Consider the following 24,319-nt stretch of genomic DNA (forward strand, 5'->3'; position numbering starts at 1 on the left):
TTTTTGAACATGAAGCAAGCAGCAGCTTTTCAAGTGAGTGTCTTAGCCAGTGGCAGTACCGGCAACTCCTTATATATTGAATCAGCCGAAAAAAAATTCTTAGTAGATGCCGGTTTAAGCGGCAAAAAAATTACTAGTCTCTTAGCTTCTGTAGGCAGGAATCCCGAAGATTTAGACGGCATTTTTGTGACCCATGAACATCGTGATCACATTCACGGCGTCGGAGTTTTAGCCCGCAAATATAAGCTGGACATCTATGCCAATGAAAAAACTTGGCAGGCGATGGACGGCATGATTGGCAATGTGCCGTTAGAGCAAAAAAATATTTTTGAGATGGGCAAAGTTCTGACCCTTGGTGACATGGATATCGAGAGCTTTGGTGTCTCCCATGATGCGATAGCGCCACAGTTTTATCGTTTTTACAAAGATGGTAAATCTTTTGTAATTTTGACGGATACCGGTTATGCCAGCGACCATCTGCGGGGAGTAGTCAAGGATGCGGATGCTTATTTAGTTGAAAGCAATCACGATTTAGAAATGCTGCGGATGGGGGGCTACCCTTGGAGTTTGAAACAGCGGATTTTAGGGGACAAAGGCCATTTGTCGAATGAAGATGGCGCCTTAGTGATGACGGATATTTTAGGGGACCGCACAAAACGAATTTATTTGGGACACTTGAGTAAAGAAAACAATATGAAAGAACTCGCTCATCTGACAATGGAAAATACCTTGACTGAAAAAGGTCTAGGAGTCAATTATGATTTCCGGATTTACGATACCGATCCAGATGAAGCGACAAGTCTCTTTGCAATTTAAAAAACGCTGAATGATTAGCCAGCCAACCGATTAGCTTAGTTATGCTAACGGTTGAGCTGTGTCATTCAGCGTTTTTTTTATTTTTATAGAAATGTTGCAAAGCGTTGGTCCCATAAATCTTCGTAAAAGGCGATGGTTGTTGCCGCAGTCATAAAGGGATTGTCAAGGGTAGAGGTGCCGTTTCGCTGCAGAAAAAGAGTATAGCCTAAACCGTGGGCAAACTTAATGGTGCTATCGACACAATACTGCGTTTGAGCGCCTACAATCTCTAAGTTCTTGATTGCCAATTCTTGCAATAGCTCCTGTAAATTCGTTTGATAAAAACTATTGGCGTGGGTTTTACCGACATAATAATCTTCCGGCCGATTATTCAATTGAGGAACTAACTGCCAAGATTCGCTGCCCTTCACCAGTTCTTCGTCTTGATGCTGGACAAAAATGATCGGCAGCCGTTGCCTTCTGTAATCAGCAATTCGTTGATTGACTTTTGTTAAAAGCGGCTCAAGGCCAAATAATTCATTTTGGCCGTAACAGACGCCATTTTGTAAATCAATGACTAATAAAGCTTGTTGGCTAGACATGGCAGACTCCTTTAAGTAAGATTTTGCAGCAGAATTTGAGCAAATAAAACGAGGGCATTCATTCCCGCATGGGCAATAATCGGCGTCCAAATGCTGCCGGTTTTTTTATAAAGGAAGCAAAAGAACATCCCTAAAACAAAATAAACAGCTAAATGGCCATCGCCGTGGGCAAAGGCAAAGATAATCGAACTAATGACCGCTCCCACCCAAAAATTAGTGAAGCGAAAGGGGAAGCTGGCAATAACGCCGGGAATCGCCCGGCGAAAAACAAATTCCTCCATAACCGGTCCGCCAACTGCTGTAGCTAATAAGAAGATGGGGGCACTTTTTATTAAGGTTACTAAATTTTGAGTATTCTCTGAAACCGTCAGCTCTCCAGAGATAGCCGATTCAATCGAATTTACTATCAGCTGTAAAAAGAGCGCTCCCCAGATGCTTAAGAAGCCAATAGCAACCAGTAGCACCCAATGCATCGGTTTCTTTTCAAAGTCTAAGGGCGAACCTTTTTTTCTTTGGTAAAGGTAGAGGGCAATTAAAACAAAAGCCATTCCCAAGTAAACAGCCGTTAAAGCGTTGATTGGCTGATTCCCTGATTGGAAAATTCCTAACCAGTAAAAGGTGATGGATGACGTGAAAGCAAAAAACCACAATATAATGGTTAAAAGGCCATACTTGCGAATTGACATAGTGAAACTCCTTTTCGTTTGATTCCTGCAAACTTTTTTAATAAGAAGAATTATAGCATAGTCCGCGCTAAAAGTTGGAGCTTAAAAATTTTCTTAAAAAAACGAACGAAAAACTTGCAAAGTTTTAAAGAAATGAGTATCATATGAATTGTGAGTTAGCACTCGATAGTTAAGAGTGCTAAAAACTAATTTTTGATGGAGGGATTTATCGTGTTAAAACCTTTAGGCGATCGCGTCATTATTCAAGTCGCAAGTGAAGAAGAAAAAACTGTTGGGGGAATTGTTCTCGCTTCTGCAGCGAAGGAAAAACCTCAAACTGGATCAGTCATTGCTGTTGGTGAAGGCCGCTTATTAGACAATGGCGAAAAAGTTCCTGCCTCTGTAAAAGTTGGCGATACTGTGATGTTTGAAAAGTATGCCGGTACAGAAGTGAAATTTGAAGGTACGGAATATTTGATTGTGTCTGGTAAAGACATCATCGCAATTGTTGAATAAAAAACAGATTGAACTAAAAAATTTATGAGGTGAAATTAATCATGGCTAAAGAAATTAAATTTGCTGAAGATGCTCGTGCTGCAATGCTCCGCGGGGTAGATAAATTAGCAGATACAGTAAAAGTAACATTAGGACCAAAAGGACGGAACGTTGTTTTAGAAAAATCTTACGGTTCTCCTTTAATTACCAATGATGGTGTGACCATTGCTAAAGAAATCGAATTAGAAGATCACTTTGAAAACATGGGAGCTAAATTAGTTTCTGAAGTTGCTTCAAAAACCAACGATATCGCTGGTGATGGTACAACAACAGCAACTTTGTTAACGCAAGCTATCGTTCACGAAGGCTTGAAAAACGTTACAGCTGGAGCGAACCCTCTAGGTATTCGCCGTGGGATTGAATTGGCAACTAAAGCTGCTGTTGAAGAATTACACAGCATTTCTTCTATCGTGGATTCAAAAGAAGCGATTGCTCAAGTTGGTTCTGTTTCTTCTGGTTCAGAACAAGTTGGCCAATACATTGCTGACGCTATGGAAAAAGTTGGTAACGACGGTGTTATCACCATTGAAGAATCTAAAGGGATTGAAACTGAATTAGATGTTGTGGAAGGTATGCAATTTGACCGCGGCTACTTATCACAATACATGGTAACTGACAATGATAAAATGGAAGCAGTCCTAGACAATCCTTACATTTTAATCACGGATAAAAAAATCTCTAACATCCAAGATATCTTGCCATTGTTAGAACAAATTTTACAACAATCTAAACCATTATTAATCATTGCTGATGACGTGGACGGCGAAGCTTTACCTACTTTGGTATTGAACAAAATCCGTGGAACTTTCAATGTTGTCGCTGTTAAAGCTCCTGGCTTTGGCGATCGCCGTAAAGCAATGTTAGAAGATATTGCTGTATTAACTGGCGGTACTGTAATCACTGAAGATTTAGGTTTAGAATTAAAAGATGCTACTATCGAAAATCTTGGTGTTGCCAGCAAAGTGGTTGTTGATAAAGACAACACTACTGTTGTTGAAGGCGGCGGCGAAAAAGCGGCGATTGATGCTCGTGTGCAATTAATTAAAAACCAAATTGCCGATACAACTTCTGATTTCGATCGGGAAAAATTACAAGAACGCTTAGCTAAATTAGCTGGCGGTGTAGCAGTTATCAAAGTTGGGGCGCCAACTGAAACTGAATTAAAAGAATTGAAATTACGCATTGAAGATGCTTTGAATGCGACGCGGGCAGCAGTTGAAGAAGGTATGGTTTCCGGTGGGGGAACTGCTTTAGTCAACGTTATTGATAAAGTAGCGGCTGTAGCTGCTGAAGGCGACGAAGCAACTGGTGTTAAAATTGTATTACGTGCATTGGAAGAACCAGTTCGTCAAATCGCTGAAAATGCTGGCTATGAAGGCTCAGTGATTATCGACAAACTAAAAAGCGCTGAATTAGGCGTTGGTTTCAACGCTGCGACTGGCGAATGGGTGAACATGCTAGACGCTGGGATTGTTGACCCAACTAAAGTAACTCGTTCAGCCTTACAAAATGCCGCGTCTGTTGCTGCATTATTGTTAACCACTGAAGCAGTTGTTGCTGATAAACCAGAACCAGCTGCTCCTGCGGCTCCTGCAATGGATCCATCAATGGGCATGGGAGGAATGATGTAATAAAGATTAAGAACCTTGTTAAATCAAGGTTCTTTTTTTGTTTTATCTTTATATTAACTGAAAAGGGGCAATCGAGGGGCAAAAAAATTCAAAACTATAAAGCGTTCAACTTGTCAACGACCTGCTGTTTCGCTTTTTTTGTTACATGATTATATATTGATAAAGTAGTATTCGCGTCAGAGTGACCTACTCTTTCCATAATGGCTTTTAGAGGAATATTTAATTCTGATAATAATGATACATGCGAATGTCTAAAGATATGAGAAGTTAAATTTTTAGGAAACTCAATTTCTTCTTGCAGGCGATGCAAAACTGCATTATATGAATGTAAAGATAATGGGGTTCCCCTATTAGAGATAAAAATATAATCATTTGGAGAGCATTTCCCGAATTTGAAAATGTCATCTGCTATAACTAGGTCTATAATTTCTTGAGCCCTATCAGACAGATCAACAATGCGATTTGATGATGAATTCTTAGGCGGTGTTTTCACTGCTTCTTTCATAGTTGTATATGTGTAATCCAGTGTTCCGTTGACATGAATTTGATTATTATTATAGTCTCTAACTTGAAGAGCCTGAAGCTCTCCAAATCTTAACCCAGTTAAATACAAAAATTCAGAAATCAATCCATGAATTTTTCTCTTTTGAGATGAATATAATTTCTTTAGTATTAAATCTACCTCTTCTTTCTCCAGATATTTTTGCTCCATTTGTTTTCTTTTTTTGTCTTCCTCCGATTTCTTCGGGTGGATTTTTACTATTAAGGCGGGATTATAGTCAACATACTTCTTCTCATGAGCGTAATTCAACATTACAGACAAAGTCGTCTTGGTTTGTTTTGTATAGTTTAAAGATAAAGAACCAAACGTATACATATTTTCGACAATTTGTTGTACTAAATTCTCATCAATATTTCTGACTAATACATCTGCGGGTATAATCGAATTAATATGTTTCATCATTTTAGGAACTTTTGTCCAGCTTGTTCTCTTAACGTGCTGTTTGTAATAGGCAAACCATTCTAAATATAACTCGCCAAAAGTCACGTCCGAAGTATTCTTAGTCGTCAGTTTTTCGTTAATTTTTTCGTTTAGAATTTTAATAGCTTGGTTTTTCGCACGGCTTGAATTTGAACTCAATGTTACGCTAACTTTTCTAGTTTTTTCAGAATATGGTTCTTTATATCGTTCGTAAAATTTAAATTTTCCATTTGTTAGTTCTTCAATCCACAATATAATGCACCTCCAAAAGAACGTATGTTCTAATTTTTCTAAAAAATAATAAGACCTTTCGATTTAGGCTAGATGAATTGAGAAAGTTCTTGCGGGAGTCCTAAATAGTCAGTAATTTGATATTTAGTTAATCCTGCCAAATCTTCTTCTTGCATTGAAATAAGGAGTTTCATTGCTAACGCGTTAGCTTCATATTCCATCTTTGATATAAGAGTGTTCAAACCTAATCTTCGAAAAAAAGGGGTGCTAGTGCCTTTATGCAACATAAGATGACTAAATTCGTGAAGGATAACAAAACGTTGGTACCATTCTGGCCAGTTGATGTTCACGATTATAGTATGGCAACGATTATTTGATTGAGTACATCCGCCAGTCTCATCGTCCAAATCAGCATATAGCAATTTTACATGAGCTTCTTTTATTAAATCGTACGGATCATTCGACCTGTATTTTGTAATTATCTTTTCAAACTCGTAATCTAAATAGCTTCACATCAGCAACGCCTCCCTTCCTAGCGAAATTAACCTCGATAATCTTTTCGGGTGAATTTTTTCTTTGCCTCCTCTTTATTCATTTCCATAGCGGTTCGAATCGCTATCAAAAGGCGGTCTCTTTGTTCTTCGGTAGCAGGCTCGCCATAGTAATTCTGATTTTCCCCATTTTCGAGTCCATCAATCAACTTTTCCGCCTGAATAGCGATATCGTTTTTTTCTTTGTCGGAAAGTTCATAATACTTAGTATTGGTGCGGCCTAATAGGTAATCAGTAGATACATCAAAGAAATCGGCCACTTTTTGAAGTTTATCGGACTGTGGACTAGTCTTATCCCATCTATAAATGGAATTTTCTCCAATGCCAATTTGAAAAGCTAGTTCCTTAATAGTGATATCTCTTTGTTTTGCTAACGATTTGATTCTTTCTAAAGTGGTCATTGTTATCACCTTTCAAAAAGAAAAGAGCATGCTAAATAAAAAGTACCGTTTTCGGTTGACATCTACCAAATTAGATAGTATACTCAATTCAGGAATTAAGAAAAAAGCAAAATAATACTTAACTAAAATGCAGTATTAAATCTTGGCGGATTAATATGCTTATTTCTTTATACTTATGGTATCACATTTGGTAGCTTTGTCAATGGGGATTATCAAAAAAGATTGGAGGTGTAGCTAATGGGTGTTTCAGTTGTAGAGAATATCAAAAGAATTGGAAAAGGAAAGGAAATGACTGTTAAACAAATTGGTAGAGAATCAGGCGTCGGAGAAAACGCAATCTATCGATGGGATAAAAATTATCCTAATTTATCAAGTCTAAAAAAAGTTGCTGATTATCTTGAAGTTCCAATTGATAAGTTACTTGAATCTAAAAGCGAGGTGAAGTAAATGACAATCAAGCAGCCCTCGTTAAAAGAATTGATTGAGCAGATGGAGAGAGAGGTTCATCCCGAAGATTGGTATCGTGCTGTAGATTTGCATTTGCGATTTCACAATCTGAAAAAAAGCACCTTAAATGGTTACCTCAAAGAAATGGATGAACATGAGGAATTTCAACAAGGTGTGCTTAGACCTTCTCACAGCATTACCTGGGTTAATATCCAGATTTTCATTTGGTATCTAATGTGGAAAGATGCAGTTAACTACAGGTCGAAGAAAATCAGTCCTACCGAGTTTTTAAAATCAACATAAGGAGGACGAAAGGATGGAAAAACGGCAACTAGCACTATTTATGATTTTAATCTTATCTGGATTATCACTAGGCCAATTTCTCAAACTACAGATTATTGGAGTAATTCTTGCCCTGTTAGCTGCTTTAGCAAGCATTTTGTGGATTTCCTATGACATTGAGGACACGGAGGGCAAAGATGCTAAAAGCTTATAGAGAATGGCTCAAAATGTACAAGCAGATTGTGTTAGAAGAAGGGAGTTTTAATAAATGATTTTAACGAATGAATTAATCCAAGGCACTATGAAAGAAGGTTATCAGGAAGAAATACGAGGATTGATTTTGAAAGCCGCTGCTGAAAGAAAGCATCATATAAAAATCCCGGCAATTGGTTTTGACGCAGACTTTGAGGATGAACTGATGGATGCTGGCGTAGAGGTGAAACTAATTGACGATGATGTTTTATTGGAATGGGAATATGGCCAAACATATTAAGAAAGGAATGGTTGTTGATGAGTGAAAAAATACACAGCTTAACAGATAGTCAGTTACAGCAGATTGTAAAATCAGCGGTTAAAGAAGCGTTAGAAAGCAAGTCGGATGCCTTGACAGCTAAGAACTTATTTAACGATGTTCGTATTGATAATAGAGAAATAGAGCTGATTAATAGCAAATACGAAGTGACTAATGTACTGGATGAGAGTGATCAAAAAAGCATCTTAACGAATATCAGCTTTCCGCATGGATGGGGGACATCTTACACGAAAGTCTATAATTCTGAGATTCATAATTCTATCAAAAAATTAGCAGTCAATGTTTTTGGCAAGACGTTGAATAGCGACTTGACTAGAAATGAATATGATTTAGCTAGACAGCATTATGTTGAATTACGAGATTGGTTTTTAGCATCTTATGAGCGCAGATTGAAAATGATGCAAGAAGAAAAAAAGACACGATAGCCAGCAAGCAAAATCGTGTCCAAAAGAAATAATATTTGATTTTAGTTTAACAGCAGAAGGGAGATTTTGCAATGCATTATCCCGTTTCAGAATTTGACTCTTTAGGAGCTAGGCAGCTACCTCCTAAAGAAGATGAAATTTCCGAGTTTAATAATGATATACAAAATAATCTATATCATAAAGCAACACATGATGATTTTAATGTTCTCATCGAAGAAAGGTCAGGAGTATTTGAATTAACATTCTCAAAACTATTTGATAAAGATTTCACTGTGACGGTCACGGATTATGACCTAATGGATGCCATAGACAATTACGGCGCAAGCGACTTAACTCATATTGTCTTTATTGGATATGGCAAGGAGTTTGTCCAAGCAAGATTGAAAGAATACGGGTTATAGAAAATGGAGGAATTGAAATGACAAATAATTTAGCAAATGAATTTGCAATGCAACAATCAGAAAATATAGCACCTTCCGTAGTTGCCTCTAGCGAATCTAGCAAAGAAATGGAACGTGTAAAAGGCCAGATATTTATGGCGAAGCAGTACCCACGGAATCAATTCCAAGCTATGAATCGCATTGTTGATGCAATGAAACGTCCAACAGCAGCGAAACAAGCAGCCTATTCTTATCCACGTGGAGGTATGACAATAACGGGCCCTTCTATTAGATTAGCTGAGATTGTGGCTCAGAATTGGGGAAATATGACTTACGGCGTTCGAGAATTGGAACAGACTCCAGGCGAATCATTAGCGCAAGCTTATGCGTGGGATTTGGAAACAAACGTGTTCGTTGAAAAAACTTTCAAAGTATCTCATACCAGAAAAAAAGGAAACAGAATTAATAAAGTGACCGATCCACGAGATATTTATGAGTTAGTAGCTAACTATGGGGCCAGACGTTTAAGAGCTGCAATTATGGAAGTTATCCCAGCCGACATCTTTGAAAAAGCGTTAGAGGAAGCGGATAAGACTTTGAATAATCAGAATAACGAGCCTTTACAAGACCGATTAGCAAAAATCCTTCAACTGTTCGAAAACTTTGACGTAAATCAAGAAATGCTAGAAGAACGATTTGGAAGGAAATATGATTCGTTTACCGAGCGCAATATTATTGAAATGGGAAACATTTACAACAGTTTGAAAGACGGGGTAGGTAAAGTGGCTGATTTCTTCAAAGAACCTTCTTCAAAGAAACAGCCAGAATCTAACGACTTAGAAAAAGAATTTGAGAGTGCCTCAAAAAAAGAGGAAAAGCCCGCTGGAAGTAAAACTGTCAAGTCGAAAGTAGATGAGCCAGATGAAACTAAACAAACAGAATTACTATAGTAACGAAGCTGACTGGCAGTACATGTCAGTCAGTCAATTCAAAGACTTTCAAAAGTGCGAAGCCGCCGCTTTAGCAAAACTAAAGGAAGAGTGGCAACCCACTTCGAATCCCATAGTTTTATTAGTCGGAAATTATGTTCATTCATATTTTGAATCAAACGAAGCTCACGAGGAATTTATCAGCGAGAATCGTAATTCTATTTTAAAAAGAGACGGAAGTGAACGGGCTGAATTTATTCAAGCAACGGATATGATTGAAGCGCTCGAATATGATAATTTCTTTAACTTTGTGTATCAAGGACAAAAAGAGCTTATTCTGACTGATTCATTTTTAGGCACTGATTGGAAAGCTCGTATTGATTGTTTTAATGAAGCAAAAGGTTATTTTGTTGATTTGAAAACGACACGAAGCCTTTCTCAACGTTATTGGTCTACAAAGTACAGATCCTACGTTTCGTTCGTAGAAGAATACGGCTATGTCTTGCAAATGGGCGTGTATAAGGCTTTGTTGGAACAAGTATACGACAAAGAAGTAACGCCTTATATCTTTGCAGTAACTAAGGAATCACCTCCTGATATAGCTGGAATAGAAATCCATCCGGCGCGCTTCGAATTTGAACTAGCACTTTTAGAAAAAGAGTTACCTCGAATATTATCGGTGAAATATGGGGAAGAAAAGCCTACGATGTGTGGTAAATGTGAGTATTGTCGAGGTCATAAACAACTCAGGGGATTTATTGAGATAGAAGATTTACTAAATAGGTAGAAAGGAGCGCTCTAATTTGAAAAACCTAATAAATGAGACAAACACTTTTTTCAGAATCGCTGCGAGTCTTGAACTCACAACACAATCAAGAATGTTGTATCTTAGCTTATTGCAAAAGAACAACTCTCTTTATTGGTCAGAGTTCTTTACTGTAACAGCTTCTGAATTGCAAGGTCTGTCCGGGCTTTCTCAAAGCGGAATGCAACGAGCGCGAAAACAGTTAGTCGATAAAGGCATTGTCATTTATAAAAACAGAGGCTCAAATCGGGCACCAAAATATTGTCTACCTGAGCTAACAAATGAGTTTGTGATAACCATATTGAACGGCACTCCGAACAACACTACGGTTAACACGGCGGTTAACAGGCCGAACAGCACTACGGTTAACAGTCCGAACACATTAATAGACAATACAATACAATACAATACTAAACAAATAGATGCTTCTTCTTCTAGTGTAGATCATACTACAGCGGTTAGTTATTGGCTGAACCAAGTTAACCCAGCAGAAGCACCGACCATTCTCGAAAGTATTGCAATGTGGGTAGAAGATTTCAACGGAAATGATGCTTTAGTCATTTTGGCAATCGATGAAATGCTAAAAAACAGAGCTAGGAGCTATAACTACTTGAACAAGGTTTTGAAATCTTGGGAGGATAAGAAGCTAGACTCCGTAGAAAAAGTTCAGAAACATTTGGAAGGCGGATATCAAAAAAGCAATTTTAGAGGTAAACGCCGTGTAGAACCAAAAGAACTAAGCAAGCCGCCAGAAAGGAAGATGCTGAGTGATGACGAAGCCAACAGAATTCTCAGAGAGCGTCAAGCTGCTAACGGAGCTGGAGCTAATGACTATGATAGCTAACTTTACGAAAGAACCAATTCAATCCAGATTGCAAGGCCCAATTGACGACTTGAAAGCTAACATTCTCACTGAGAATCCAGATAAATATCTTAAGGGATTTTCTTGGCTTTACTACATGGAGGCGGCCGAAAAGAAGGGTGAAGAATTTGTTTTGGAAAAAATGTGGGAAAAATGCGCCAATCCTAGAGCGTATCTAGAGGGCATTTTATCTGATTTTGAAGCCCTGAAAGCTGCTAAGTTGAAAAGGAATGCTGATTAACAAGCTGGAGAAGAAAGAAGGATTTTTGATTGAAATGGGGTATGTGAAGATATGATTACAAAACAACGTATTGAGGGGAAAAGTCAAAAAAGTCTAGGGTCAGCGAGCCACAACATTAAACTGATTTTTTGGAAAAACATAGAGTATTACAAAACAGTGAATGGATTATCGTGGCAATCGTTGATACAAGGGCAGCATATAGATGTATCCAAAGAGATATATCTGAATACGACTCTAGAACGAATCGAAAAAATAGCAAGAATTTTAGATATCGGCGATTACGACATGTTATTCGAAGTCGGAATGCCTAGCGATAATCCGAAGAAATATAGCGGTGACTCAATCATTAAGCTGTTTTGGGAAAATGTAGATTGGCACAGACAGAACAAAGAAATTAACTGGTCGAACCTAGTTGGAAGTATTGCAAAAGGTGCGCAAAACCACGAGCAGAATATCTCTCTTGAAAAAATATAGAAGATTGCTGAAAAGCTAGAAATAGATGAGTATGCGATTCTGTTCGAAAGTATTGAGTAGATAAACTGTGGCTTTAGTGGACTGAGGGATTCAGTGTTTTTTTCTTCGAGAATTTTCATATTCAGACATCCATCTTAAATTTGAGGATCGATTATTTTGTCTTTGAAAATCAATATGATCAACTTGATTTCTAATTTCGCCATATTCATCGATTGTGTCTTTTCCTTTACAGAATAGTTCTGCTACTAATCGATGAACAAACATTTTTTCACTACCCATAGTTATGTAAACATAACCCTTTTTGTTTTCGCCCTTAGATTTTAAATCACGATCGTTTTCTTTACGAATCTTTCCTTTGTTGCTAACAGAATACATTGTACCAGTTTTACTTATATATTTTTTCCATTTAGTCCTCATAAAAGTCCCTTTCAATTAAAAAAATAATGTCGAGAATCATATTTACCGATCTTAAAATTTCACTTAATTATCGCATAAAAATTGATGCATTGCTAACGAAGGAAGAAAAAAACATATAAGTACTATATTAACGTGGGGTTTAGCCCACTCAAGGAGGAAAATATGAAAGTAGCAGTAATATGTGAGTTCTCAGGAATTGTGAGAGATTCCTTTATTGATGTAGGTCATGAGGCTGTATCTTTTGACCTTCTAGAAACGGAGCGACCAGGGCCGCATGTAACAGCAGATGTTAAAGATTTAGGATCGGATTACTTCAAGCAATTTGATTTGGCAATTTGTCATCCGCCTTGTACTCATCTAGCCGTGAGTGGTGCTAGATGGTTTAAGGATAAGCAGCAAGAACAAGCTGAAGCATTAGATTTTGTAAGGTGGTTGATGGAGTTGCCTGTTGAAAAGATTGCTATTGAAAATCCTATATCAGTAATTTCTAGCAAGATTAGAAAGCCAGACCAGATTATCCAACCTTGGCAGTTTGGGCATGGGGAAACAAAAGCGACTTGCCTTTGGCTCAAAGGATTGTCTCCACTACAACCCGAAAACATCGTTGATGGCCGAGAAGCTAGGATTCACAGAATGGCTCCAGGTAAAGATCGCTGGAAAGAGCGAAGTAGGACATTCCCTGGAATAGCGGCTGCAATGGCGAACCAATGGGGAGTCGGCTAAAGGAAGGTTTTACCTACTGAGAAAGGAGTATTTTAAATGAAATATAGAAAAAAACCTGTTGTTATTGAAGCAGTAAAATTCATGGGGTTTAACGGAAAAAAAAAGAATTTTAATGACCGCCCTGACTGGCTAAAGAAAGCAATTTATGATGATAAAAGCATTGAATTTTTTGATATACCTGGAAAATTAACTATCAATACTTTAGAAGGTCCAATTTATGCTGTTCCAGGTGATTTTATTATCAGAGGTGTTCAAGGTGAGATATATCCTTGCAAGCCTGACATCTTCGCAGCCACTTATGAGTTAGTAGACTAACTCACGCTTTTGAATATAAAAAGCCACCCAAGAATGGGTGACTAAGTCATATATAGACAAATTGAGTCGTATAGGAAAACCAGGTTGAGGTGGTATCATCAATCGATTCAATATTGACTAAATATGTTTATACCCTAGATGAAAATCTGCTAATTTACTAATCTTGCGATTAGATAATTGCCGAAATGTTTTCAAGTATACTATATAGCAAGAGTTTTCTTTTTTTATTCTATAAAAAAATTTAAGAAGGTCTTTAATGCTGAACTATTTAAGTTCAAGACCATAGTAGATTAACCACCCCATTTACAGACTAAGAGAGGATGATATGAATGAAAAACGAATTAACAGCAGTAGAATGGTTAGCATTAGCTGCAGCACTAGATTTTTTGGATGAATCGATTTTTAATATTATGCAAAATGATTTAGAGCCATATTTGGAAAATGCTGTGGAGAAGTTCAAAGATACAGCAAATAAAATTAAGGAGCGGAACAAATGACTGACAAAAATATCCCATATAAACACGTTAGAGCAATCGCTAGGAGATTTGGCTATAAAGGGTTAAAAGAATTTGATAAACACGCTGATGGTCAATTTACAGCGACTGACAGACATACTGGTAAAAAGATACTGATTGATGTTTCGAGTGAAACAGTATTGGTGTGGTCGGATATGAAAAACGATTGGGAGTAACAAAAAAACGCCTCCAAAGAGACGTTAGAGCGTGGTGTAATTCGAACCTAAAATCAGAAATCCCTTTATGACTTGAAGTGATCCACGCAAACAAAATTATAGCACAAGTAACAAAAAAGCCAAGCTCTCGCTCGGCATTATAAATCAGTCAATTTATTATACCACGGAGGGCGCTAATGGAGTTAAAAAATATTGAACCTTCTGAACTTGAAAAGTTTGAAGGTAAGAATGCTGTAGTAATTATTTCAAACGGACAAATGAAAGTAGCTGAGTTACCTGATTTTGGAACAGTGAACATCGTCTGCAAAGATAATAAAGTGAAACGAGTGAAAGAAGAAAAGGAAACATTATTTCAATAAAGTCCTACCAGACGACTGGCGGACACGGATTGACAGACTTATCTGTTGATTTGTGTCCGCTTTTTACTTTTCTAAAGGGGGTAACAAACATGGACCAAGAATTAGCCAATGAATACATAAACGATTTGAAACCGCTGAAAGCCATTTTGAAGCACCTAAAAGCGAGGCGGGATATTTATCTTAAGCTAGTAACTGAATGCGAGGAGAATCAAGAATGGGAACTTGCAGCTGATTTTGAAAGTGACTATCAAGATTACGAGCTTCGTGCTTCTCAGATTAGTTCAATTATCTCAAGTAGTGAGTTTTCTATAAAGTGGCTGAAGACGGGACACGAACCGAAAAGCTACTCCGGGGAAAGTAAATTACCTTATGAAAAAAGAACAGTTTCAGTTTATGATGTGGACCAAGCGTTAATTTTTATGAACCAATTCAAGTATCAATATAACCAATTGTCTAAAGAGGAATTGGCAAAAGTAAATGACTATCTAGCTCGGTTAACACCTCGAGAAAAGGAAGTCTATCTTTCAATTAAAGGCCAAGGTAATTCTTATACGCAAACAGCTATCTACTTGAAAGTTTCTAAGGCAGCAGTTCAACAGTATTTGAAGCGTGGAGAAGCTAAAGTTAAAGAAAATCTTAAGATTGGTGTGCAAACTAGCCTATTTTAGCGGAAATCGCTCGAAAATCGCTGTTTTTGTCATACGGCAGCAACCTATATATAAGGAGAGTTTCACTGTAGATGCTTAACTTAAAATTTGAAGGGAGGAAGTCTCCTTTCTCGTAAAGTTCGCTTCGATGTGAAATACAATTCAGCCCGTAATGACTTGCGGGCTGTGTTGATTAAATGAATGTTTCACGTACATAAATTAGTTATCAGCCACGACAGCTCAACACTATACACCGGTTAAAGATTCTGTTAGTGCGACTGATAACTGATTACAGTAGCCGGAAATCGTATCAGCGACTTTGGTTACTATAAAAAACAAAACAGTCTGCGGAAACAGTCTGTCGGAGATAGTCCAAGAACATTTAATGTCTTTAATCTAAGCTATCTCCATTACATAGCCAGTCAAGGGCGATAATGCTTGATAGACTTGTTAGACATACGACAGGTTGCCTTACGCAGGCTTTGTTAGCGGTCTGTAGGTTTATTATGAAAAACAACTACAGTTCAATGAGTTTGCTAAGCCTAGGGGCTAACCTAGGACAGTATGTTGTCGCTGTGGCGGAAAGGGTAAAGCTAATCAGATATAAGAGATCCGTCTCGGTGAGACCGCGTAACGGGTAGGCTGAACGAGATAGCGAGAAACTCTCCCTGATATTTCAGGCACAAATGTGCGTTACCTCTATGACGGAGATACGGTGGATGGAATGAGTTCCCATAGATTCAGCAGGAAGTAAAACGAGGCGTCGTCACACGCCTATCTTATATCGTGCAAGGTTCGATTCCTTGCCAGCGACATTAGTGAGTGTAGCATAATGGATAATGCACCGTGCAGACGGAGAATTGCCATAAGGATGTGCACCGAAAACAATTCAGATTCCGGTTCGATTCCGGACGCTCACGTTATGCAACCGAGGAAAGCGGGACATTTAGGTAGCGAAGTTGATCACTTTGTGAAGGTAGGCGTTATAAGCCGTGTAGGTTGCTATTAGCATGTTAAAGGCAATGGCCCGAGGTCGTTCGATCTTTATCGTGCTTTAAATTGGATAGAACCCGCACACCTCTCGATGATGTGGCAAGCGGGGACATTACATATAGATCGCTTCGGCGGTCTTTTTATTATGGCCAGAAACCTACATTTTCGTTGGCCGATTAATTAGCAGTCCTCGTGGCTGTTTTATTTTGGAAAGGTGGTGAGGTCATGGCAAAAGGCAAATATGAAGGGTGGTTGACCGATGAAGGGTTATTAAAACTTGAAGGCTGGGCACGTGATGGCCTCACCGACGAACAAATTGCGGAGAACATCGGAATTGTTCCCTCTACTCTTTATGAATGGAAAAAAAGATATTCGGAGATTTCGGAGTCCTTAAAGAGAGGTAAAGAAGTAATCGATCGCCAAGTTGAGAATGCTTTACTAAAAAGAGCATTGGGCTATGAATATCAAGAAACTACTCAAGAGTTAACTGATGACGGCCTTCGAATTACTAAGATAGTTACTAAACAGCAAGTCCCAGACACTACTGCTCAAATATTCTGGCTGAAGAATCGCAAATCAAAAGAGTGGCGGGATAAACAGGAAATTGAACACTCTGGCAATGTCGATATCACTGGGGCTGCTGAAAGCCTGCGTGACCGGATGAAACAGAGGCGTGAGCGAGATGGCTAATGAACTGCTTACTTTAGATGAAATAGCTGACATGCTAAATAACGAGCCGATAATCTTTGGGTTAGAAGCTGGCTTTGAGGACTTAACCGACTTGCATAATGAGTGGTTAAAGTCCTTTTTATATGCAGAAGAAGACCAGACGCTATTAGCTCATCGTGGTTCATATAAGACAACCACACTGGCAATCGCATTAGCTATTATGATTGTCATTGAGCCATTTGAAAATATTCTTTTCTTTAGAAAAACAGATACTGCAGTTACAGAAATTATCAAACAAGTCAGCAAAATACTCCAGACACCAATGATGAAATTATTAGCTCAAAGCATCTACAATGTCGACCTGTTACTGATTAAGGATACAGGAAGTGAAATTGATACTAATTTACATACGGATGTTAAAGGTGTTTCCCAATTGGTTGGGCTAGGGATTACAACGTCTATAACTGGTAAACACTCTGTAAAAGTGGTGACTGATGACATTGTGAATGTAAATGACCGAGTAAGTAAAGCCGAGCGTGAACGGACTAAACTACAGTATCAGGAGTTGCAAAATGTTAAAAATCGTGGTGGCCGGTTCATCAACACTGGTACACCTTGGCATAAAGAAGACGCAATCTCTATGATGCCGAATGTAAAACGGTTTGATTGTTATCAGACTGGTCTAATTACAAAAGAGCAGTTGAAAGCATTGAGGGCGACTATGACGCCCTCGCTTTTCGCCGCAAACTATGAATTGAAACACATAGCTGATGAAGATTCTATGTTTGCAAGTCCAGTTATCGATGATGGTCAACTGACAGAACAAATATTTGACGGAGTTGCCCACATTGACCCTGCATATGGCGGTGAAGACGGAACAGCTTTTACTATTCTGAAAGAAAGAGAAAATAGTTTGTTTGTGTTTGGAAAACGTTGGAATAAACACGTAGACGATTGTTTACCTATGATTTATGCTCATCATAAAAACTTTCGGGCAGGAACCATGCACATTGAAACCAACGGCGATAAAGGCTATGTGGCAAAAAAAGTAGAAGACCTGCATATTCCAGTTAATCCTTACCATGAAAAAGAAAATAAATACATCAAAATATCAACCTATCTTCGGTCTAATTGGTCGAGGATTATTTTTATAGATGGCACTGATATGGATTACATTAATGAAATATTAGACTACACGGAAAATGCGGATCATGATGATGCACCGGATAGCCTAGCTTCGTTGATTCGTCAAACGGTAAAACAAGGCAAAATTGAAGCCATAAATATTGCTGAATTAGGATTTAGATAGGAGTTGAACCAATGCTGACATTTGAACAAGCCCGGAACTTATACGAAGGGCACATTATGAACCGACGGCCACGACTCAAAAGACTCATGCGGTATTACGAGGGAAAGCATGACATTATCAATCGAAAAAATCGCAAAGGGAAAAAAGATGCGAAGGTCGTGCATGGCTATCCTCGGTATATTTCCACTATCGCTACAGGATATACCGGGAATGTGAATTATTCCAAACTAGAAGAATGTGAAGAACTTAAGTCCATTTTTGATTACAATAGCGAGTCATCGGTAAATAGTGATTTATTGCTATTCTTATCCATCTTTGGTGAAGCTTATGAAATCGAGTGGCTTGACGAAAATGGCAACTATTGTTTTGAAGCACTCGACCCGCAGACTGTGATGGTAATTACAGATGGAAAGCTACGTGAGACGGTGACGGATGCCGTTGTGTTTGATGAAGATGACCTAGCCGGGAACAAGGTAAAGGTCACCATGAGCTGTTACGACAAAACGTCACGAAAGGTATATTCCTATATTCGTGCTGATAGCGCATTCAATCGGAATAAACCTGAAATCGCTGTTGGTTCTTTTGAAGTGGACGAAGAGGAAACACCTCACAAAATGGGTGGCTGTCCTATTATCCAGATTAAAAATAATCGCTGGTGTATTGGAGACTTTGAACCTGTTATCTCGCAAGTAGATGCTTATAACCTATCAGTGTCCAATAGCGTGAATGACTTAACAGATAATACGGACGCTATGATGGTGTTTAAAAATCTATCTGCTACTACAAAGAAAGATTTTGACGACGCAAAAGCCGCAGGAGGATTTAAAGTTGGGGCAGATGGAGATATTAGTTGGCTGATTAAAAACGTCAATGATGGGTACTCAGAAAATATTAAGAACCGTTTGGATTCTGATATTCACAAGCTTTCCTTTATTCCAGATATGTCAGACGAACAATTTGCAAGCAATGCATCAGGTGTCGCCATTCGTTACAAGTTATTGGCTCTGGAGCAACTCAGGTTAGAAAAAATTAAATGGATGCGCAAAGCACTTCTAACTAGGCTGAATATGATTCAGTCTTTTTTAAATGCTCATGGAAATACTTTCGACCCTTTAGAAATTGGGATTACTTTTAAGGCGAATCTTCCACAGAACTCGCAAGAAATCGCTCAGTTTGTCCAACAGTTAAAAGGGATTACCTCTCAGGCCACGATGCTTACGCAACTTGGAGAAGATATTGTGCCAGATGTTCAAGTTGAACTAGACACTATCGAAAAGGAACAGCGACGTATAGGCGCAAACGGATTTACGCCAGCTCCAGTAATTGAGGTGAATGAAGATGAAATTAACGTACTGGCAAGCAAGACTCCAGAATCCACTTAATCAAGCGTATAACGAAAATGAAGAAGCCACACGTCGATGGCTTCGTTTTTATGATGAGGCAAAGAAAGAAGTTGAAGCTGAACTTTTTGTAGCGTATACAAAGATAAATAAACCCGAGCCGCTTATTTCGGATTTTTATCTGTATAACCATCTACAAAAAATTGAGAAGCAAATTGAAGCTTCTATTCTCTCCATTGGAAAGAAAGAACAACTCTATATGACAGCTGCTATCAAGCAAGGCTTAACAATTGGTAGTCAAACCGTAGATTCCGTTTTGCATACAGGAGCCTTAAATAAGCGTACGATTGATGAGCTGATAAAACGACCTTGGTCTGGAGATAATTTCTCCAATCGTATTTGGCGCAATAAAGCCCAGCTCATTGCAAGTATGAAATCCGAATTAACGAGCGGTGTTGTACAAGGAAAGTCCATTTATCGGGTGGCCAATTTGATGGATGCACGTTTACAAGTAGGCCGTAGCCAAACGCAACGTCTGGTTCGAACGGAATATATGCACGCATTAAATCAAGGGCAGATAGAGTCGTACAAAGCCAAGGGTTATTCTAAACTTCGATGGGTAGCGAAAATGGATGACCGCACATCTGACATTTGTGAACATCGTAATGGGAAAGAATATGATATTGATAATTTGCCCGACATTCCAGCTCATCCTAATTGTAGGTGTACATTGGTACCAGTTATCAGTCAAGAAGCAATTGATAATGCCGCAAATGAGTTGAAACGTAGCAAAGAAGCACTTGATAAGCTTCGAAATTAAGAAGTAAAAGCCTAGAACAACCTGGGTTTTTTATTTTGTCTAAGCATTGATGACATAAAAAGCTATGGGAACGAGCAGGCATGTATTCTCGCTAAAAGGTATGGGAGGAGAAACAAAACATGAAGAAGAAACTATTTTTTATGCCGATGCACTTACAATTTTTTGCTGAGGATCCAACACCACCTGCTGATCCAAAACTCGATGAGGAAAAGCCACCTAATCAGGAAGACCCAAAACCTGATGATAAGAAATATTCTGATTCAGATATGGATCGAATCATCAATGAACGTTTCGCTCGCTGGCAGTCTGAGCAAGAAGAAAAAGACAGAGTAGCTAAGCTTTCTGCTGAGGATAAAGAAAAAGAACGTATCGCTAAGTTGGAAGAACTGGAAAAAACAGTAACGCAACGTGATGCGATTGATAAATCCCGCCAGATGCTTAGTGAAGCGAAGTTGCCGGAATCATTTGCCAAATTTGTCTATGACACCAAAGACGATCAGGCTCAAGAGAAGTTCAATGAGTTTCAACAAGTAATGAAATCTTATCGTGACTCTATTGTAAGTGAGGTCATGAAAGATAAAACACCGCCCAAGCCTAAAGAATCTCAATCAGAAGGCAAATCATGGCGAGACCGGGCACGTCAAAACTATCAAAAAGTGAAAGAGAGTGAATAAAAATGGGAGTTATTTTAGACAGTAAAGATTTAGCTCAGTTAGACAAAGACTTCGCAGCAGATTCGCAAGTCTGGGAAGTACTAAAAGAAGGAGCTGCGGATATTACACCTGCAGACTTTGTTGGTGCAAAAGAAGTTCGTGTCAATAAAATGAAGGGTTTCACTGCTGCTGATTATAAGCGAAATGAAAACAACGCTCGTAACAAGATTGATGTGACAAAAGAAACCGTCAAATTGGAAAAAGAGCGGTGGATGGCCTATGACTTAGACGCGCTAGACCAAGAAGAAAATGGTTCGTATGACCCTAGCACGGTATTGGAAGAACATACACGCCTAATTGCCACGCCTGAGAAAGACCGGACGGCAGTGGAACGTTTATTGGAACAAGCATTTGCGGCAGCCTCTACAGATGGTTACCAAGGGAAAACAGTGAAAGAAGATGTCACCGTCGCCAACTCTTTGACTGTTTTTGACAATGCAGAAGAATATATGACGGATGCTGAAGTAGTAGGACCCTTTGTCATGTTTGCTTCGAGCGCTTATTATAAAGCACTAAAAAACAATGAGAAAGTGTCTAAGACTTTTACCACAAACGAAGTGAATATTTCGGGTATTAATCGTAAAGTGGCGCAATTGGATAATGACATTCCAATCTTAAAAGTCGCAAAAGAACGGCTACAAGTGGATGCCACCAAACATATTAATTTTATCTTGGTTCCGTTACGTGTTGCAGCACCAATTGAAAAATACAACAATGTCACGTTAGTTCCAGCTTCGCAAGACCGTGACGGCAATCGCGACACCATTAAGGGCACCAATTACTATGATTTGATTGTGCTGGAAAAAGCACGCCCAGCTATCTATGTATCGTATTCTGATCCAGTAACGGGCGCTTAATTTTAGGAGGGAAATACCATGACAAAAAAATACCAAGTATTGCATGACTTTAAAGACTTACAAGATGACAAGCAGCGGATTTACCGCAAAGGAGATTTTTACGAAGGGAAACCATCCGAAGGTCGCCTTGCGGAATTAACCACGAAAAATAACGCCATTAAGGAAATTTTGATCGCTGAGGTAAGTGATAAAAAATTACCCGAAGAATTAGAAGCTGCAGGAGTTGCTGATGATTTAAAAGATGCAGAAGAATTTCCAGCGGAATTAGGCGTTGAATACGATGGTGAAGGAATTAAGCCAGACCCAGCGGCTGAACCTGCCGAAAAGCCTAAAGCTAAAGGCAAAAAAGCCAAAGCGGAGTAGGTGACATTATGGCACAATCAATGTTGGAACGTGTGAAGACACGCCTCGAAGATTCAGAAGTATCGGTGAATGACACCTTGTTAGCCGATTTGCTTGATGATGCAGAGTCTGAGGTTTTAGCCGTAACAAATCAAGCAAAGTTAAATTCTTCGCTAGAGCGTGTCGTAGTTAGTTCTGTTGTCATTAAAGTCAATCGATTAGGCACAGAAGGACTTTCTTCGGAGGGATATTCTGGAGTGTCTACAAGTTATCTTGACGGATTGCCAGCTGGTCTACAAGCAGTTGTTCATGCTAACAGCCGCATTGGTTCGTGGGGTGATGAGAATGAATCCGAGTAGGAAACGGAAACGATTTGAGCTGTGGGAAAATCAGCCGATACAATTGCCCTCTGGTTCTGTCAAAGAGAACTGGGTGAAGTTAAACGAGCCAATCCTAGTTAGCCTTTACGATCAAAGCGCCCAAAATCAGCTCACGTTCGCAAGCTCTGGCGCACGAATCAAGCAGTACGACTATTTAGGCTTAACTGCGAACAAAACGCTTGTAGCTGCTTGTTATCAGCTTAGAAACGACAGGTTAAAGCTGGCAATTAAAGGTGTGAACAATGAAGGCCGCTTGGCTCAATTGTTTTTGGAGGTGCTGGCAAATGACTGACACAGGTGATTTTGAATCAAGTGTCGATGCTGCAGTCCAGGAAATTCAAGACCTGTTGGTTCGGAATATGGATATCGCTTTAGATGTTGTAGCTGATACAGCGAAGTCAAACGTCGGGGTTCAAACTGGAGCTTTACGAGCAGACACTCGCCCTTTAGGTGTTGAGATTAGAGGAGATGAGGTCGTCGGAGCCGTGGGAAACAGTCTTGAGTACGCACCGTATCATCATCAAGGAACAGGAATCTACGCAGTTGATGGTAACGGCCGGAAAACTCCATGGGTGTACAAAGACCCGAAAACCGGCGATGTTGTGTTTACGAAAGGCTCAAAGCCAAATCCGTATCTTAAAAACGCAGTTGAGGCTGAACAAGGAACCATAGCCCAACTTCTTGGAGGTGGGTAAGTGCTACAAGGGTATCAAGTGAAAGAACACATTGAAGCCAATTATCCGGAACTAACCGGTAGAATTTATCCGGCTTTCACAACAAAAATTGATCAGTTGTCTGTCGTATATATTATCAGCACATCTTCAGGTGGAGTAGTCGGCCAGGATGCACTTGAACTTCGAATCATCCATAGTGACTACGATGAGGCTGAGGCATACAAGAGAAAACTTTGTGCTATTTTCTCAACAGAAAAAACGAATCAAGCAGTCGTCTTACCGTCTATTAGTTTCACCGGCAGTCTGTCGGGAGGCGGTTTTCTATTTCGAGATGATTTGCAAATGTGGGAACTTACTGCATTTTTTATTTTAAAAACAAAGGAGCGTGCATAAGCATGGCAGGAGAAAAACAATTAAGCCCCAATGATGTCATTTTAGGTGCGGGGGAACTTTACCTTACTGAATTTACAGGTACAGCAGTTCCAGAACATGCCACCATAGAAACAGATGAAAATAATGTGGGGCATACTTCTGGTGGTGCTCAGTTTACCTATACACCAAGCATTTACGATGTGGAAAACTCGTATGGAAAAACTGTAAAACGGAAAATCACCAAAACGGAATGTACATTCAAATCAGGCATTTTGACATTCAGTCCAACAAAAATTGGTCTATTAACGAATGCAACGATTTTAGAAGATGCAACTAAAGGGGTCTCTAAAATCACGTTTGGCGAAAATAATCCACTGAAAAACGTGTTAGTTCGATTTGTCCACACGAAAGATGATGGGAAAAAGATTCGCCTTACGATGATTGCCAATGCGACAAACGGATTTACCATGTCTTTTCAAAGCGGTCAAGAAACAGTGATCGATGCTGAGTTATCGGCAATTGAATACCTGAAAAACTTCTTAGCTGAAATTGAAACGGAAATTGTAGCAGGGGCTTAGGCCCTTGCTTTTGTTATGAGGAGGAATTGCAATGCCAGTAATTGACTTACAAAGCTTGACTGAAAAGACCATAGATTTTATTTGGGTGGACGGTCAACCGCTTCATTTAGAGCAACCATCTGTACGTTTTGTAAACAAGGTCAACCGTGCGGAGAACACAGTTGAGAAGGCAGAGGAGCTTGTTTTAGAGTGGATTCAGCATAATAAAGAGGGCCGAAAGTTTACTGCTGAAGAGGTATCAGAATTAAATGCTTCTCAATTGACGGCTATTTTGATGGCTGCTTTAGGCCTAGCTCAAGAGGTGGACCAGCACCCAAACTAATGTTATCT

General features: G+C 39.1%; 39 protein-coding genes. 33 read left to right on the forward strand and 6 right to left on the reverse strand.

All coding sequences use genetic code 11. From position 1 onward, the window contains the following. Nucleotides 1-9 precede the first annotated feature (9 nt). Nucleotides 10-816, forward strand: coding sequence for an MBL fold metallo-hydrolase (locus tag AC1Z3S_RS09925; protein ID WP_265458337.1), 807 nt, complete (start codon nucleotides 10-12; stop codon nucleotides 814-816). Nucleotides 817-899: 83 nt separating this feature from the next. Here AC1Z3S_RS09925 and AC1Z3S_RS09930 read toward each other — a convergent pair whose 3' ends face one another. Together AC1Z3S_RS09930 and AC1Z3S_RS09935 are read right to left on the reverse strand one after the other, a co-directional pair. Then, a complete protein-coding gene (locus AC1Z3S_RS09930; protein ID WP_461740240.1) occupies nucleotides 900-1,397 on the reverse strand; it encodes a cysteine hydrolase family protein in 498 nt (165 codons plus the stop codon). Nucleotides 1,398-1,408: 11 nt separating this feature from the next. Beyond that, nucleotides 1,409-2,083, reverse strand: a complete 675-nt coding sequence (locus AC1Z3S_RS09935) for a CPBP family intramembrane glutamic endopeptidase (RefSeq protein WP_461740241.1) — start codon at nucleotides 2,081-2,083, stop codon at nucleotides 1,409-1,411. Nucleotides 2,084-2,293: 210 nt separating this feature from the next. Between AC1Z3S_RS09935 and groES the strand changes: the two genes are divergently transcribed. After that, the gene (groES, locus tag AC1Z3S_RS09940) at nucleotides 2,294-2,578 is read left to right on the forward strand and encodes a co-chaperone GroES (RefSeq protein ID WP_461740242.1); all 285 of its coding nucleotides are present in this window, start codon (nucleotides 2,294-2,296) and stop codon (nucleotides 2,576-2,578) included. Nucleotides 2,579-2,619: 41 nt separating this feature from the next. Then, nucleotides 2,620-4,248 (forward strand): chaperonin GroEL, encoded by a 1,629-nt coding sequence (groL, locus tag AC1Z3S_RS09945; protein WP_265458345.1) that lies wholly within the window; start codon nucleotides 2,620-2,622, stop codon nucleotides 4,246-4,248. A 94-nt stretch (nucleotides 4,249-4,342) separates the two neighbouring features. On the opposite strand, the gene AC1Z3S_RS09950 is transcribed toward groL, so the two are convergent. From AC1Z3S_RS09950 to AC1Z3S_RS09960, 3 genes are all read right to left on the reverse strand, one after another. After that, nucleotides 4,343-5,482, reverse strand: coding sequence for a tyrosine-type recombinase/integrase (locus AC1Z3S_RS09950; protein WP_461740243.1), 1,140 nt, complete (start codon nucleotides 5,480-5,482; stop codon nucleotides 4,343-4,345). 68 nt (nucleotides 5,483-5,550) lie between these two features. Continuing rightward, nucleotides 5,551-5,943 carry an ImmA/IrrE family metallo-endopeptidase gene (locus AC1Z3S_RS09955; protein WP_483548162.1) on the reverse strand — a complete coding sequence of 131 codons (393 nt, stop codon included), beginning with the start codon at nucleotides 5,941-5,943 and terminating at the stop codon, nucleotides 5,551-5,553. 59 nt (nucleotides 5,944-6,002) lie between these two features. Then, on the reverse strand, nucleotides 6,003-6,413 hold the full coding sequence (locus AC1Z3S_RS09960) for a helix-turn-helix domain-containing protein (protein WP_461740245.1): 411 nt from the start codon (nucleotides 6,411-6,413) through the stop codon (nucleotides 6,003-6,005). A gap of 237 nt (nucleotides 6,414-6,650) precedes the next feature. Here AC1Z3S_RS09960 and AC1Z3S_RS09965 point away from each other — a divergent pair, with 237 nt between their 5' ends. The 11 genes from AC1Z3S_RS09965 (at nucleotide 6,651) to AC1Z3S_RS10015 (ending at nucleotide 11,790) form a co-directional block, all read left to right on the forward strand. Further along, on the forward strand, nucleotides 6,651-6,860 hold the full coding sequence (locus AC1Z3S_RS09965; protein WP_461740246.1) for a helix-turn-helix domain-containing protein: 210 nt from the start codon (nucleotides 6,651-6,653) through the stop codon (nucleotides 6,858-6,860). Beyond that, a complete protein-coding gene (locus AC1Z3S_RS09970; protein ID WP_461740247.1) occupies nucleotides 6,861-7,163 on the forward strand; it encodes a hypothetical protein in 303 nt (100 codons plus the stop codon). Nucleotides 7,164-7,176: 13 nt separating this feature from the next. Further along, a complete protein-coding gene (locus AC1Z3S_RS09975; RefSeq protein WP_461740248.1) occupies nucleotides 7,177-7,356 on the forward strand; it encodes a hypothetical protein in 180 nt (59 codons plus the stop codon). Between the two features lie 54 nt (nucleotides 7,357-7,410). Beyond that, nucleotides 7,411-7,635: a hypothetical protein gene (locus tag AC1Z3S_RS09980; protein WP_461740249.1), complete on the forward strand. Its 225-nt coding sequence runs from the start codon at nucleotides 7,411-7,413 to the stop codon at nucleotides 7,633-7,635. A 17-nt stretch (nucleotides 7,636-7,652) separates the two neighbouring features. Beyond that, the gene (locus AC1Z3S_RS09985; RefSeq protein WP_461740250.1) at nucleotides 7,653-8,099 is read left to right on the forward strand and encodes a hypothetical protein; all 447 of its coding nucleotides are present in this window, start codon (nucleotides 7,653-7,655) and stop codon (nucleotides 8,097-8,099) included. A 71-nt stretch (nucleotides 8,100-8,170) separates the two neighbouring features. Beyond that, on the forward strand, nucleotides 8,171-8,500 hold the full coding sequence (locus AC1Z3S_RS09990; protein ID WP_461740251.1) for a hypothetical protein: 330 nt from the start codon (nucleotides 8,171-8,173) through the stop codon (nucleotides 8,498-8,500). A gap of 17 nt (nucleotides 8,501-8,517) precedes the next feature. After that, on the forward strand, nucleotides 8,518-9,429 hold the full coding sequence (locus AC1Z3S_RS09995) for an ACT domain-containing protein (RefSeq protein ID WP_461740252.1): 912 nt from the start codon (nucleotides 8,518-8,520) through the stop codon (nucleotides 9,427-9,429). Further along, nucleotides 9,401-10,195, forward strand: coding sequence for a PD-(D/E)XK nuclease-like domain-containing protein (locus tag AC1Z3S_RS10000; RefSeq protein WP_461740253.1), 795 nt, complete (start codon nucleotides 9,401-9,403; stop codon nucleotides 10,193-10,195). Before AC1Z3S_RS09995 ends, AC1Z3S_RS10000 begins: the two co-directional genes overlap by 29 nt. 16 nt (nucleotides 10,196-10,211) lie before the next feature. Next, nucleotides 10,212-11,057, forward strand: a complete 846-nt coding sequence (locus AC1Z3S_RS10005; RefSeq protein WP_461740254.1) for a DnaD domain-containing protein — start codon at nucleotides 10,212-10,214, stop codon at nucleotides 11,055-11,057. Continuing rightward, on the forward strand, nucleotides 11,047-11,316 hold the full coding sequence (locus AC1Z3S_RS10010; RefSeq protein WP_461740255.1) for a hypothetical protein: 270 nt from the start codon (nucleotides 11,047-11,049) through the stop codon (nucleotides 11,314-11,316). The genes AC1Z3S_RS10005 and AC1Z3S_RS10010 overlap by 11 nt, the downstream gene beginning before the upstream one ends. A gap of 51 nt (nucleotides 11,317-11,367) precedes the next feature. Then, nucleotides 11,368-11,790 carry a hypothetical protein gene (locus AC1Z3S_RS10015; protein ID WP_461740256.1) on the forward strand — a complete coding sequence of 141 codons (423 nt, stop codon included), beginning with the start codon at nucleotides 11,368-11,370 and terminating at the stop codon, nucleotides 11,788-11,790. A gap of 90 nt (nucleotides 11,791-11,880) precedes the next feature. On the opposite strand, the gene AC1Z3S_RS10020 is transcribed toward AC1Z3S_RS10015, so the two are convergent. Beyond that, nucleotides 11,881-12,207, reverse strand: coding sequence for an HNH endonuclease (locus tag AC1Z3S_RS10020; RefSeq protein ID WP_461740257.1), 327 nt, complete (start codon nucleotides 12,205-12,207; stop codon nucleotides 11,881-11,883). Between the two features lie 162 nt (nucleotides 12,208-12,369). On the opposite strand from AC1Z3S_RS10020, the gene AC1Z3S_RS10025 reads away from it, so the two are divergent. The 19 genes from AC1Z3S_RS10025 (at nucleotide 12,370) to AC1Z3S_RS10115 (ending at nucleotide 24,311) form a co-directional block, all read left to right on the forward strand. Next, nucleotides 12,370-12,930 (forward strand): DNA cytosine methyltransferase, encoded by a 561-nt coding sequence (locus AC1Z3S_RS10025; RefSeq protein ID WP_461740258.1) that lies wholly within the window; start codon nucleotides 12,370-12,372, stop codon nucleotides 12,928-12,930. 36 nt (nucleotides 12,931-12,966) lie between these two features. Beyond that, entirely contained in the window at nucleotides 12,967-13,245 is a 279-nt protein-coding gene (locus AC1Z3S_RS10030) for a hypothetical protein (protein WP_461740259.1), read from the forward strand. A 329-nt stretch (nucleotides 13,246-13,574) separates the two neighbouring features. Continuing rightward, on the forward strand, nucleotides 13,575-13,742 hold the full coding sequence (locus AC1Z3S_RS10035) for a hypothetical protein (RefSeq protein ID WP_461740260.1): 168 nt from the start codon (nucleotides 13,575-13,577) through the stop codon (nucleotides 13,740-13,742). Beyond that, entirely contained in the window at nucleotides 13,739-13,936 is a 198-nt protein-coding gene (locus AC1Z3S_RS10040; protein WP_461740261.1) for a hypothetical protein, read from the forward strand. The genes AC1Z3S_RS10035 and AC1Z3S_RS10040 overlap by 4 nt, the downstream gene beginning before the upstream one ends. A gap of 176 nt (nucleotides 13,937-14,112) precedes the next feature. After that, nucleotides 14,113-14,295 (forward strand): XtrA/YqaO family protein, encoded by a 183-nt coding sequence (locus tag AC1Z3S_RS10045; protein WP_461740262.1) that lies wholly within the window; start codon nucleotides 14,113-14,115, stop codon nucleotides 14,293-14,295. 89 nt (nucleotides 14,296-14,384) lie between these two features. Continuing rightward, complete coding sequence (locus tag AC1Z3S_RS10050; RefSeq protein ID WP_461740263.1) at nucleotides 14,385-14,963, forward strand: sigma factor-like helix-turn-helix DNA-binding protein; 579 nt, start codon at nucleotides 14,385-14,387, stop codon at nucleotides 14,961-14,963. Between the two features lie 1,197 nt (nucleotides 14,964-16,160). Next, nucleotides 16,161-16,625 carry a helix-turn-helix domain-containing protein gene (locus tag AC1Z3S_RS10055; RefSeq protein WP_461740264.1) on the forward strand — a complete coding sequence of 155 codons (465 nt, stop codon included), beginning with the start codon at nucleotides 16,161-16,163 and terminating at the stop codon, nucleotides 16,623-16,625. Beyond that, a complete protein-coding gene (locus tag AC1Z3S_RS10060; RefSeq protein WP_461740265.1) occupies nucleotides 16,618-17,913 on the forward strand; it encodes a hypothetical protein in 1,296 nt (431 codons plus the stop codon). The genes AC1Z3S_RS10055 and AC1Z3S_RS10060 overlap by 8 nt, the downstream gene beginning before the upstream one ends. An 11-nt stretch (nucleotides 17,914-17,924) precedes the next feature. Further along, on the forward strand, nucleotides 17,925-19,295 hold the full coding sequence (locus tag AC1Z3S_RS10065; RefSeq protein ID WP_461740266.1) for a phage portal protein: 1,371 nt from the start codon (nucleotides 17,925-17,927) through the stop codon (nucleotides 19,293-19,295). Continuing rightward, nucleotides 19,252-20,073, forward strand: coding sequence for a minor capsid protein (locus AC1Z3S_RS10070; RefSeq protein ID WP_461740267.1), 822 nt, complete (start codon nucleotides 19,252-19,254; stop codon nucleotides 20,071-20,073). Before AC1Z3S_RS10065 ends, AC1Z3S_RS10070 begins: the two co-directional genes overlap by 44 nt. 119 nt (nucleotides 20,074-20,192) lie before the next feature. Then, entirely contained in the window at nucleotides 20,193-20,747 is a 555-nt protein-coding gene (locus AC1Z3S_RS10075; RefSeq protein WP_461740268.1) for a capsid assembly scaffolding protein Gp46 family protein, read from the forward strand. A 2-nt stretch (nucleotides 20,748-20,749) separates the two neighbouring features. Continuing rightward, nucleotides 20,750-21,643: a capsid protein gene (locus tag AC1Z3S_RS10080; RefSeq protein WP_461740269.1), complete on the forward strand. Its 894-nt coding sequence runs from the start codon at nucleotides 20,750-20,752 to the stop codon at nucleotides 21,641-21,643. A gap of 18 nt (nucleotides 21,644-21,661) precedes the next feature. Next, nucleotides 21,662-22,006 carry a hypothetical protein gene (locus tag AC1Z3S_RS10085; protein WP_461740270.1) on the forward strand — a complete coding sequence of 115 codons (345 nt, stop codon included), beginning with the start codon at nucleotides 21,662-21,664 and terminating at the stop codon, nucleotides 22,004-22,006. A 32-nt stretch (nucleotides 22,007-22,038) separates the two neighbouring features. Beyond that, nucleotides 22,039-22,344 (forward strand): phage head-tail connector protein, encoded by a 306-nt coding sequence (locus AC1Z3S_RS10090; protein ID WP_461740271.1) that lies wholly within the window; start codon nucleotides 22,039-22,041, stop codon nucleotides 22,342-22,344. Then, nucleotides 22,331-22,657 carry a hypothetical protein gene (locus tag AC1Z3S_RS10095; RefSeq protein WP_461740272.1) on the forward strand — a complete coding sequence of 109 codons (327 nt, stop codon included), beginning with the start codon at nucleotides 22,331-22,333 and terminating at the stop codon, nucleotides 22,655-22,657. The genes AC1Z3S_RS10090 and AC1Z3S_RS10095 overlap by 14 nt, the downstream gene beginning before the upstream one ends. Beyond that, nucleotides 22,650-23,060, forward strand: coding sequence for an HK97 gp10 family phage protein (locus AC1Z3S_RS10100; protein ID WP_461740273.1), 411 nt, complete (start codon nucleotides 22,650-22,652; stop codon nucleotides 23,058-23,060). Before AC1Z3S_RS10095 ends, AC1Z3S_RS10100 begins: the two co-directional genes overlap by 8 nt. Then, nucleotides 23,061-23,432, forward strand: a complete 372-nt coding sequence (locus AC1Z3S_RS10105; protein ID WP_461740274.1) for a hypothetical protein — start codon at nucleotides 23,061-23,063, stop codon at nucleotides 23,430-23,432. A gap of 2 nt (nucleotides 23,433-23,434) precedes the next feature. Further along, entirely contained in the window at nucleotides 23,435-23,989 is a 555-nt protein-coding gene (locus AC1Z3S_RS10110) for a hypothetical protein (protein WP_461740275.1), read from the forward strand. A gap of 31 nt (nucleotides 23,990-24,020) precedes the next feature. Continuing rightward, nucleotides 24,021-24,311, forward strand: a complete 291-nt coding sequence (locus AC1Z3S_RS10115) for a hypothetical protein (protein WP_461740276.1) — start codon at nucleotides 24,021-24,023, stop codon at nucleotides 24,309-24,311. The last annotated feature ends 8 nt before the right edge of the window (nucleotides 24,312-24,319 follow it).

It is taken from the genome of Enterococcus sp. LJL90 (assembly GCF_056924355.1).

Excerpts from the sequence above, each read along its gene's own strand:
- AC1Z3S_RS09925 (WP_265458337.1), top strand. The coding sequence starts at position 10 with ATGAAGCAAGCAGCAGCTTTTCAAGTGAGTGTCTTAGCCAGTGGCAGT.
- AC1Z3S_RS09930 (WP_461740240.1), bottom strand. The coding sequence starts at position 1,397 with ATGTCTAGCCAACAAGCTTTATTAGTCATTGATTTACAAAATGGCGTC.
- AC1Z3S_RS09935 (WP_461740241.1), bottom strand. The coding sequence starts at position 2,083 with ATGTCAATTCGCAAGTATGGCCTTTTAACCATTATATTGTGGTTTTTT.
- groL (WP_265458345.1), top strand. The coding sequence starts at position 2,620 with ATGGCTAAAGAAATTAAATTTGCTGAAGATGCTCGTGCTGCAATGCTC.
- AC1Z3S_RS09960 (WP_461740245.1), bottom strand. The coding sequence starts at position 6,413 with ATGACCACTTTAGAAAGAATCAAATCGTTAGCAAAACAAAGAGATATC.
- AC1Z3S_RS09965 (WP_461740246.1), top strand. The coding sequence starts at position 6,651 with ATGGGTGTTTCAGTTGTAGAGAATATCAAAAGAATTGGAAAAGGAAAG.
- AC1Z3S_RS09970 (WP_461740247.1), top strand. The coding sequence starts at position 6,861 with ATGACAATCAAGCAGCCCTCGTTAAAAGAATTGATTGAGCAGATGGAG.
- AC1Z3S_RS09975 (WP_461740248.1), top strand. The coding sequence starts at position 7,177 with ATGGAAAAACGGCAACTAGCACTATTTATGATTTTAATCTTATCTGGA.
- AC1Z3S_RS09980 (WP_461740249.1), top strand. The coding sequence starts at position 7,411 with ATGATTTTAACGAATGAATTAATCCAAGGCACTATGAAAGAAGGTTAT.
- AC1Z3S_RS09985 (WP_461740250.1), top strand. The coding sequence starts at position 7,653 with ATGAGTGAAAAAATACACAGCTTAACAGATAGTCAGTTACAGCAGATT.
- AC1Z3S_RS09990 (WP_461740251.1), top strand. The coding sequence starts at position 8,171 with ATGCATTATCCCGTTTCAGAATTTGACTCTTTAGGAGCTAGGCAGCTA.
- AC1Z3S_RS09995 (WP_461740252.1), top strand. The coding sequence starts at position 8,518 with ATGACAAATAATTTAGCAAATGAATTTGCAATGCAACAATCAGAAAAT.
- AC1Z3S_RS10000 (WP_461740253.1), top strand. The coding sequence starts at position 9,401 with ATGAAACTAAACAAACAGAATTACTATAGTAACGAAGCTGACTGGCAG.
- AC1Z3S_RS10010 (WP_461740255.1), top strand. The coding sequence starts at position 11,047 with ATGATAGCTAACTTTACGAAAGAACCAATTCAATCCAGATTGCAAGGC.
- AC1Z3S_RS10015 (WP_461740256.1), top strand. The coding sequence starts at position 11,368 with ATGATTACAAAACAACGTATTGAGGGGAAAAGTCAAAAAAGTCTAGGG.
- AC1Z3S_RS10020 (WP_461740257.1), bottom strand. The coding sequence starts at position 12,207 with ATGAGGACTAAATGGAAAAAATATATAAGTAAAACTGGTACAATGTAT.
- AC1Z3S_RS10025 (WP_461740258.1), top strand. The coding sequence starts at position 12,370 with ATGAAAGTAGCAGTAATATGTGAGTTCTCAGGAATTGTGAGAGATTCC.
- AC1Z3S_RS10030 (WP_461740259.1), top strand. The coding sequence starts at position 12,967 with ATGAAATATAGAAAAAAACCTGTTGTTATTGAAGCAGTAAAATTCATG.
- AC1Z3S_RS10035 (WP_461740260.1), top strand. The coding sequence starts at position 13,575 with ATGAAAAACGAATTAACAGCAGTAGAATGGTTAGCATTAGCTGCAGCA.
- AC1Z3S_RS10040 (WP_461740261.1), top strand. The coding sequence starts at position 13,739 with ATGACTGACAAAAATATCCCATATAAACACGTTAGAGCAATCGCTAGG.
- AC1Z3S_RS10045 (WP_461740262.1), top strand. The coding sequence starts at position 14,113 with ATGGAGTTAAAAAATATTGAACCTTCTGAACTTGAAAAGTTTGAAGGT.
- AC1Z3S_RS10050 (WP_461740263.1), top strand. The coding sequence starts at position 14,385 with ATGGACCAAGAATTAGCCAATGAATACATAAACGATTTGAAACCGCTG.
- AC1Z3S_RS10055 (WP_461740264.1), top strand. The coding sequence starts at position 16,161 with ATGGCAAAAGGCAAATATGAAGGGTGGTTGACCGATGAAGGGTTATTA.
- AC1Z3S_RS10060 (WP_461740265.1), top strand. The coding sequence starts at position 16,618 with ATGGCTAATGAACTGCTTACTTTAGATGAAATAGCTGACATGCTAAAT.
- AC1Z3S_RS10065 (WP_461740266.1), top strand. The coding sequence starts at position 17,925 with ATGCTGACATTTGAACAAGCCCGGAACTTATACGAAGGGCACATTATG.
- AC1Z3S_RS10070 (WP_461740267.1), top strand. The coding sequence starts at position 19,252 with ATGAAATTAACGTACTGGCAAGCAAGACTCCAGAATCCACTTAATCAA.
- AC1Z3S_RS10075 (WP_461740268.1), top strand. The coding sequence starts at position 20,193 with ATGAAGAAGAAACTATTTTTTATGCCGATGCACTTACAATTTTTTGCT.
- AC1Z3S_RS10080 (WP_461740269.1), top strand. The coding sequence starts at position 20,750 with ATGGGAGTTATTTTAGACAGTAAAGATTTAGCTCAGTTAGACAAAGAC.
- AC1Z3S_RS10085 (WP_461740270.1), top strand. The coding sequence starts at position 21,662 with ATGACAAAAAAATACCAAGTATTGCATGACTTTAAAGACTTACAAGAT.
- AC1Z3S_RS10095 (WP_461740272.1), top strand. The coding sequence starts at position 22,331 with ATGAATCCGAGTAGGAAACGGAAACGATTTGAGCTGTGGGAAAATCAG.
- AC1Z3S_RS10100 (WP_461740273.1), top strand. The coding sequence starts at position 22,650 with ATGACTGACACAGGTGATTTTGAATCAAGTGTCGATGCTGCAGTCCAG.
- AC1Z3S_RS10110 (WP_461740275.1), top strand. The coding sequence starts at position 23,435 with ATGGCAGGAGAAAAACAATTAAGCCCCAATGATGTCATTTTAGGTGCG.
- AC1Z3S_RS10115 (WP_461740276.1), top strand. The coding sequence starts at position 24,021 with ATGCCAGTAATTGACTTACAAAGCTTGACTGAAAAGACCATAGATTTT.